The following is a 2,057-nucleotide window of genomic DNA, read 5'->3' on the forward strand; positions in this document are numbered from 1 at the left end:
CGCGCTGCCGCACGAAGGCAAAATGCCAGCCAGGCAAAAACTCTCAACTGAAGACGAAAGGGACGTAGTATGAATGCAGATCGTTCGTGAACAGGCACGCGCCCTGGCCGTCGTGCCAGATCACCTTCAGGAGATCGCCCCTGCGTCCACGAAAGCAGAACAGATAGCCGCTCAGAGGATCGCGCAGCACCTCCTGCACCTGCAATGAGAGGCCGGGGAAGCCCTTGCGGTGATGCGGAGCTCCGCATATCCGCAAGGGTGCGGAGGGGCTGGCCGCACTTGTTCGCGAGACGATCGGCGCTGATCCGCTTTTATGCGTCGGGCGAGATTATGTGGCGGAGCCGCCCTGACGCCCGTCAGGGCCGGCCAAGTCTGACTGCCTCCGCCACATTATATTTAGATGCCATTCAGCAGTTGCAGAACGGCGTCGTTTGGTCGGAAACGCACGCCGTGGTCGCCAGCGACGCCCGCCTTCTCGAGCCCGTTGCGCATCATCTCGACATCCGCGGCGGCATAGCGGTGGGTCGTGGCGACCTGTGCGTGCCCGAGCCAGGCTTGGATCGTTAAAAGGTCCACGCCGGACTGGAGAAGCTTCATGGCGAGGGAGTGCCGGAAGCTGTGCGGCGATATGGGCTTGTCGGCCAAGGCCGGCCTGACAGCCACGGCCCCGGCGGCCGCACGCCGCACGATATGGATCGCTCCGAAACGAGTAGGGCGCTCGTTGCGGGCGCCGACGAATATCGGTCGCGGCTCGTGATGGGCGATCCCGCGCTCGCTCAACAAGGTCGTCAGCGCTCGCGCCAGGTCCGTGGAAATAGGGACGACGCCTTCTCTGCGCCCCTTGCCGCGTAGCAGCACTTGTGGGTGCGACTGCTCGAACTGAAGATCGTTTGCGTAGACGCCGGTGGCTTCGGAGACCCGGGCGCCGGTCCGTGCCAAGAAGAGCAGAAAGGCGCGGTCGCGCCGACCACGGGGAGTCTTTGGATCGGGCGCCGCGATGAGGGTGGCCACTTCGGCCGTGGTGAGGTGGTACGTCACCTCAATGTGCGTCCGTTTAATGGGAATCGTCAGCACGCGTTGGGCGACGCCGAAGGACGCCGGGTCGGCGGCAGCGACGTGGCGGAAGAAAGATCGGATCGCGGCCAGGCGGGCATTGCGCGTGGCGACGGAGTTGTTCCGCTTCTCTTCGAGTCCGTCGAGAAAGGCGAGAACAAGGTCTCGATCAAGCTCTTCGAGCGTCAACGCCGCGGGCTTTTTCCGCAACCGGGCGGCGGCAAAGAGGATCAGCATGCGTAAGGCGTCGCGATAGCTGGCCACGGTCGCGGGAGTCGCGTTGCGCTGCTTGGTCAAGCGCCGGCGAAAGTAGGACTCAAGGAGCGGGGCCAGGAGCAAATGTTCGCTCATGCTGCACCTTCATCGAGGAAGGCGCGCTCCGCCGCAATAGCGAGAAGATCCGCAGAGCCAGTGAGGTAGTAGGCCGTGTCGCTGTAGCTGGCGTGGCCGAGATAAGTGGCAAGCAGAGGCAGAAGCGCCTGAACGTTGGCGCGCTGTTCGTGCCAGAGGCTAAGACGGGTCACGGCGAACCGGTGCCTGAGATCGTGCGGTCTCAAAGGCTTGCCGTCATCAAGGCCAGCGAGCTTGCGGACCTTAGCGAATGCGCTTTGCAGACCGCTCGCCGACAGACGGTTGCCTCGGGAGCTGAGGAAGAAGGCCTGGTCCTTGGGCGTGGGAAAAGCCGCATCGCGCTCACGCACGTAGTGACGAAGGGCTGTTTGGGTCGTCGTGTGAACTGGAACGAGACGGTCCTTGCGGAACTTCGTCTTCCGAAGAGGAGAATCCCGTTGGACAGATCGACGTCGGAACGATCAAGCCTGACCACTTCGCCCGATCGCAGTCCCGAACTCGCCAACACTCCGATCACCGTCACCATCGTCCGCCCCCTGAGAGGGGTCCCTGGCGAAATGCGATGGCATGCGCATTTCGCAAAAGCCGGACAGTGATTCCGCTAAGTCGCGGACAGCTGTTTCATTAAGTCGCGGACAGTTTGGCGGTGTCGG

At 63.1% G+C, this 2,057-nt stretch carries 2 protein-coding genes and 1 pseudogene; all 3 read right to left on the reverse strand.

The window, feature by feature from the left end; all coding sequences use genetic code 11:
• Positions 1 to 43 precede the first annotated feature (43 nt).
• The gene (gene tnpB / locus NKI63_RS30585; RefSeq protein ID WP_352824124.1) at positions 44 to 256 is read right to left on the reverse strand and encodes an IS66 family insertion sequence element accessory protein TnpB; all 213 of its coding nucleotides are present in this window, start codon (positions 254 to 256) and stop codon (positions 44 to 46) included.
• Between the two features lie 140 nt (positions 257 to 396).
• On the reverse strand, positions 397 to 1,404 hold the full coding sequence (locus NKI63_RS30590; RefSeq protein ID WP_352824125.1) for a tyrosine-type recombinase/integrase: 1,008 nt from the start codon (positions 1,402 to 1,404) through the stop codon (positions 397 to 399).
• Positions 1,401 to 1,766, reverse strand: a pseudogene (locus tag NKI63_RS30595) (tyrosine-type recombinase/integrase); the annotation flags it as partial. The pseudogene NKI63_RS30595 and the gene NKI63_RS30590, both read right to left, overlap by 4 nt.
• Between the last annotated feature and the right edge of the window lie 291 nt (positions 1,767 to 2,057).

The organism is Mesorhizobium sp. M0410, assembly GCF_040321435.1.
Taxonomy (GTDB): Bacteria; Pseudomonadota; Alphaproteobacteria; order Rhizobiales; family Rhizobiaceae; genus Mesorhizobium.

Coding starts and splice junctions, on each gene's coding strand:
- NKI63_RS30590 (WP_352824125.1), bottom strand. CDS start 1,404: ATGAGCGAACATTTGCTCCTGGCCCCGCTCCTTGAGTCCTACTTTCGC.